6 protein-coding genes are annotated in these 5699 nt (G+C 70.6%); all 6 read right to left on the reverse strand.

Features of this window, described 5'->3' with window-relative positions:
- Positions 1 to 1204 (reverse strand): DUF4255 domain-containing protein (locus tag HKK72_RS35115; protein WP_187238720.1); only part of this gene is annotated, 1204 nt, incomplete at its 3' end.
- The gene (locus tag HKK72_RS35120; protein WP_187238721.1) at positions 1201 to 1926 is read right to left on the reverse strand and encodes a hypothetical protein; all 726 of its coding nucleotides are present in this window, start codon (positions 1924 to 1926) and stop codon (positions 1201 to 1203) included. The genes HKK72_RS35120 and HKK72_RS35115, both read right to left, overlap by 4 nt.
- On the reverse strand, positions 1919 to 2647 hold the full coding sequence (locus tag HKK72_RS35125; protein ID WP_222721540.1) for a hypothetical protein: 729 nt from the start codon (positions 2645 to 2647) through the stop codon (positions 1919 to 1921). The genes HKK72_RS35120 and HKK72_RS35125 overlap by 8 nt, the downstream gene beginning before the upstream one ends.
- Before the next feature lie 9 nt (positions 2648 to 2656).
- Positions 2657 to 3181: a phage tail protein gene (locus HKK72_RS35130; RefSeq protein ID WP_187238722.1), complete on the reverse strand. Its 525-nt coding sequence runs from the start codon at positions 3179 to 3181 to the stop codon at positions 2657 to 2659.
- Between the two features lie 10 nt (positions 3182 to 3191).
- Positions 3192 to 5012, reverse strand: a complete 1821-nt coding sequence (locus HKK72_RS35135) for a phage tail sheath family protein (protein WP_187238723.1) — start codon at positions 5010 to 5012, stop codon at positions 3192 to 3194.
- A 244-nt stretch (positions 5013 to 5256) separates the two neighbouring features.
- Positions 5257 to 5625 (reverse strand): DUF3054 domain-containing protein, encoded by a 369-nt coding sequence (locus tag HKK72_RS35140; protein WP_315987605.1) that lies wholly within the window; start codon positions 5623 to 5625, stop codon positions 5257 to 5259.
- Between the last annotated feature and the right edge of the window lie 74 nt (positions 5626 to 5699).

Below are 5699 nucleotides of genomic sequence, written 5' to 3' on the forward strand. Positions count from 1 at the left end.
TCAGGTTCTCGTCGGTACCGCTGGTGACGCCGTCGACCTGGCCGCGTACGAGATAGTCGCCCGCCCGAACGCCCGCGATGGCGATCTCAATCGTGGCGGGGTCCGGCCTGGACGGCAGTGGATACGGCGCCGCGAACTGGTAGCCCGTGGGCGCCCGATCGGCCTCGGCCTCTGGGACCACCTCGTCGAGCAGCAACTGGACCCGCTGGTCGTCACGCACCGGTGGATCGAGCCGTACGGTGACCGTGACCGGATCACCTGAGCCGACCTCGACCGGTGCGGCGATGGTCGGCTGCCGTACGACGGTCGTGACGTTGGAGTCGATGACCCGGCGCAGTGTGTCCTGGCCGACGGTGACATCGTGCAGCACCCGCAGGGGGTAGATCCCGGCCGGCATCGCCTCCGGGAGGGTGAGGACCACCCGGTCGTCTCCGACGCTCGAGGGCGCCACCTCCTGCTCGCCCACCCGGACGGTCACCCCGTCCCCGCGCAGTCCGTCGCCGACGAGCAGGATCTCGTGGTCGCTCGGCACCGGGCCTTCGGCCGGTTCGTCGCCGGTGCCCGCGCGCCGGGAGAGCAGACTCCGAACGACGGGGCGGCGCGCCGGGATCGCGCGCACCGTGCGGCGCAGGACCGGTTTGCCGGCCGGAGGGGTCCGTCCGTCCAGCAGCACCGCGGTCGCCTCGTACGCCACCGACAGGGCGTAGGGGATCTGGAACAGCATCGACCACAGCTTGGAGAGGCCGTCGACGTCCATCTTGGTCGGCGTGAATCGCACCCGCTGGGCGGCGGACGCGAGATCTCCGCCGGCGAGGTGCGGCAGCGTCGCCGCCTCCTCCATGTCCTGGCGCGACAGCACCGGCTCCTCGTACAGACCGCGGACCACCGATCCCAGCATCTGCTGAGGCTGCAGCTGGGCCTCCTCGCCGTAGAAACTGATCAGGTAGCTCAGGTCGAGTGCCGCCTGTGGCCTCGTGAGCAGCGCGCCGTCCGCGGAGCGGGTCGGCGCGTCCCGGTTGCGCAGCGCGGCGTTGGGGGCCACCTGGTAGAGGAAGACCGTGATGGTGGGGTTCGGCGGTGAGTCGGTGAAGGGCTTGCGGGGCGTGACGTCGACCGCGAAGGGGACGTCGTCCTCCCGGAGCATGCGGGCGACGAACGCGCACAGTGCGGCCGTCGCCTGGGCGATGGCGAGGTGGTTGCTCACGCGCGGCCGTCCTCACCGGCGCGACGGGCCAGGAATCGGTCGAGGGAGACCGCGGGCTCGCGCCGGGACGGCGGCCGGTCCCGCGCGGGCGAGCGTGGGGCCGCCGCGGCGGTGACCTCGAGCCGGCCGATGCTGATCCGTACGACCCGTTCCGGGGGACGCGCCGCACGGCGGGCGGGCGGAGTCGCGCCGGTTTGGTCCGGCTTCATGACCATGGCCCGCGCGGGCGACGCCGCCGTGGAGGGCACCGGTCGCCGTGCTCGCGAGGGTCGAAGCTCTCCAGCGGGGCGCACGGTGTCCGGCCTGCGGGGCTCCTGAGGTACGGCGGGTTCCCGCTGCGCCGGCGCCACTGGAGTCTCCGGCGCCGGGGCCGGCCGCCATTCCTCCGGCGGCGCCGATTCCAGCGCAGGGGCGGACCGGCCGAGCTCCTGAGAACGCTCCCGCAGGATGGTCTCGTGCCGGATCAGGCGTACGAGCGCGGGCTGCGTCACCGTCGTGTCCGGAGCCGCCGACGGGGGCGGAAGGCCAGGCCCGGACGGCGGCGTGCCGGCCGGGCGCGGGCCCGCCCCTTCGACCAGGTCTTCGGTGACCACCAGGTCGGGCCGTTCGAACGGCAGCGGCAGACGTGGGCGCGCGGGCACCGAGGCGGCGTCGCCGCCGCCCGCGGCACCGGTCGGCAGGCCGGTCCCCCGCGCGACCAGACGGTCGAAGTGATCAGGCATGGCCGCTCAGCTCCAGGTAATGGCGGCGCCGCGTCGGGCTGAGCGCCAGGATCTCCGGTTCGGTCCAGCCGTACGCGACGGCGAGCAGATGAACGTCGAGCAGGGTTCCGCGCGCCCACGCGTCGACCTCGGCCCACAGGTAGGAGGCGATGTCGAGCTCGGCGGTCGCCTGCCGCCCGCACTCCGGGCAGGTCAGTTTCAGCCGGATGTCGGCACACGGATCGGCCGCGGCGGCCGCCTCGGCGATCTGTTCCTGCACGTGCGGGGGCAGATCCTCGGCGGCCACCGGCGTCCCGCCGCGGCTTGCCGAAACGACGCACCGCGAGAGCATGATGCGCCGCGCCTCCTCGCCCGAGCCCGCGTCCGCCGCGGCGAGCAGGTCGCCGACGGTCGGGACCCGGGAGCGCACCGTCCACTCCCCGGACTCGACGCGCAAGGCCTCAGGGCCACGCGTCGCCCTCTGCGGCACCTGGTCGACGGCGAAGTCGAACTCGATCTCCTCACCGCAGTGCGGGCACGTCGCCCGGACCGGCATGCGCTCGCCGAAGAGCGATCCGCGCAGGCCGAACAGATCGGCGTCACGCGCTCCGACGGGCACGTCGAGCAGGTCCTCCACCATCGCCGCCGGAGACGCGAGCGCGTGCAGCAGCAGCGCCCGGCGCGGGGCACGCGTCGACAGCCCCGTCTCCCAGGCCATGAGGAGCTCGGTCGGGTCCGGCACGGTGAACCCCTATGCCGGTTGCTGGATCGACGGCTCTTCCGGCTCCGGGACCTCGTAGTCGCGTTCCCAGCCCTCGCACTCGAGCTTCAGGCTCTGGATGGCCACCGCGTTGGCGTTGGCGTCCAGCTCGCCGAGGATCTGGAACTCGCTCGGCCAGCAGCGGTAGAGCTTGTAGGCCACCGCGACCTGGCCGGACTCGTTGAGCAACTGGATCACGAGGTCCTTGCGGAAGTCCCGCAGCGACGCCTCGGAGCCCGCGCCGGCACCGACCACCCACACCTTGTTGGCCCAGCGGTCGAACTCGGCGTCGTGGGTGACACCGCGCTCCAGCGTGACCGCCTCGAACTCCGTACGACCGGCGGACTTGCGCGGCGAGCTCGGGTCGCCCCCGCTGCGGTGCTTCACCACCTCGGTGGTCCGCTTGAGCGGGCTGACCTTGCTCACGCCGGCGACGATCCGGCCGTCCCACAGAACGAGGAATTTGAAGTTCTTGTACGGGTCGAAGCGCTGGGCGTTGACCGTGAATTCCGCCATTGACTAGCCCCTAAAATTCGATCTGACCGGCCATCTGCTCGATCTTGACAATGACGAACTCTGCCGGCTTGAGCGGAGCGAATCCGACGACGATGTTCACCACGCCGCGATTGATGTCGTCCTGTGTCGTGGTGTCCTTGTCGCACTTCACCAGATAGGCGTCCCGGGCCGCGGAGCCCTGGAATGCGCCCTGCCGGAAAAGGGTGTTCATGAAGGCGCCGACATTGAGCCTGATCTGCGACCACAGGCGTTCGTCGTTGGGCTCGAACACGACCCACTTGGTGCCGCGGTAGAGGCTCTCCTCGATCATGAGGGCCAGTCGGCGCACCGGGACGTACTTCCACTGCGACGCCAGCCGGTCGGCGCCGTCGAGCGTGCGCGCACCCCACACCACCGGGCCCACCACGGGGAACGAGCGCAGGCAGTTGGCGCCCAGCGGGTTCAGCAGCCCGTTCTCGGCATCGGTCATCGGGACGGTCAGCCCGACCACTCCGCCGAGCGTCGCCTCGGTGCCCGCCGGAGCCTTCCACACGCCGCGCGAGGCGTCGGTGCGGGCCATGATCCCCGCGATCGTGCCGCTCGGCGGAAGGTTCATGAGCCGGCCCGTGAGGGGGTCGGAGAGCTGGAGGTGCGGGAAGTACAGCGCGGCGTGGTCTCCCGGCACCGAGTCGAGGGTGGGCAGCCCGGCGCGCGCGTCATCGAGGGTCGACCAGGACTCGGGGGCATCGACGATGAGGAACATCCGCTTGTCCGCGCACAAACGTGCGGCCGCGGTGAGGACGCCGGCCCGCGCGCCGTCGTGCGTGCGCTGCGCGAGATCCGGCAGGCAGAGCAGGTTGACGTCCTCGACATCGGTCAGCGCGTAGATGCCCTTCTTACCGTCGGCGTCTTCAATGAAGGTGGCCGCCTCCGGAGCGGAGCCGTCCACCCCGCCCGAGAGTTTCACCGAGGCGGGCTGCGCCGACTGCGCCAGGTTGAGGTCGCTGACGGCATCGCCGGAGAGGGCGAGGGTCGCGTCCGGGTCACCCGCGATGATCTGCAACCTCTGGCCGATCACGCGGACGCGTGCGGCGGAGAGCGCGGAGTCGCCCGGCGCCGCCGCGCGGATCTTGCGCTCGATCAGCACTGCGAGTGCGGCCAACGTGCCGGGAGGCTCCTCGTCGTTGCCGTACAGGATGAACTCGTGGGCCGACTCCTCGTCGCCGCTGCTCACCTTCATCGTCTTGCCGGCGACGTCGGGAAGCTCGTCCGGCACCACGCCGCCGCTTCCGGAATAGACGGGCGCTGCGTCGTCCCGGACGTCCGTGATCTCGATCAGTGTCGAGGACGAGTTGACCACGGTCGCGGCGTTACGGGCGGCGCCGGGTTCGGTGGTGAGCCCCGTGTGGGTCTCGCGCAGCGATCCCGCCGGGTCGAAGACCCGCAGGTCGAAGGTGCCTTCGGCGGTGCCAGGGTCGACGGCGACCCGCAGCCCGTCACCCCAGGCGCCGGCCTCAAGAGAATTGATCTTGATGGCACTCTGATTGCCGCCGTCCGGTTGGATCTCCACGTTGGCGTGCTCCGCGCCCTTCGCCAGGCGGACGATGATCGCGATCGATCCGCCCTGGAGGAAGAACTGCTGGACGGAGTGGCTCAGGGGGCTGTCGGCGGACAGCCCGCCGAACCGGCGCTCGAAGTCGGCGAAGCTGGTCACCGTGACCGGCCGGTCGAGCGGTCCACGGCGCACGTAGCCGACGAACGCGGTGACCGACGTGGTCACCGCCGTGATGGTGCGCACCGTGCTGGGGAGTTCCTCGATGTACACGCCCGGATAAGTGGGTGTGACTGGCATGCCACCTCGATTCCTCGTGCCACCAAAGCGCACGGGACAGGAAAAAGGGCATGCGCCAATGACCTCGGCAACCACACCTGATCTGACACACAATCCGCAGGATCGATGCCCTGGGTCCCCGTACTACTGGTGTCGAAATATGACGTAATCCTCAACGGCGGTTATATGGGTGTCAAGCCGTAGTTAGTAGGAGGTGTCAGCTATGACCGCATCCGGACATCACATGGGCAGGGCGTATCTTTTCCTATGCCATCCGATCGGAGAGTCTCCGCAGGGACGCCACGGCACGCCAGCCGAGCATCGTCGCACCGAGGAAGAGCAGCGACACGATGACGAACGCGAGTGCGGTCCCCTGGCCCGACAGCGCCCGCAGGGCCATGCCGAGGGCCACCGTCGTGAGCCAGACTCCGACGCCCACAGGGATGAGCGCGGCAGGCCGTCGCCACGCACGCGTCACCGTCCAACCGGCCGCCATGCCCGCGAGGAAGGGCCAGGCGGTCGTCAGCAGTCCCGTGACCGAGCCGGCCTCATCGTGACTGGACCGCCCGATCACCACAAAGACGATCACGCAGCACAGATCGAGCACCGCCCCGGTCACCACGCGCATGCGCATGCACTCAGCGTATTGCGCACCGACCACGCCCCCTCCGCCCCTCCCCTCCCCTCCCCTCCCCCAACCCGCCCTCC

The sequence above is a fragment of the Actinomadura sp. HBU206391 genome (assembly GCF_014323665.1).
Taxonomy (GTDB): domain Bacteria; phylum Actinomycetota; class Actinomycetes; order Streptosporangiales; family Streptosporangiaceae; genus Actinomadura_C.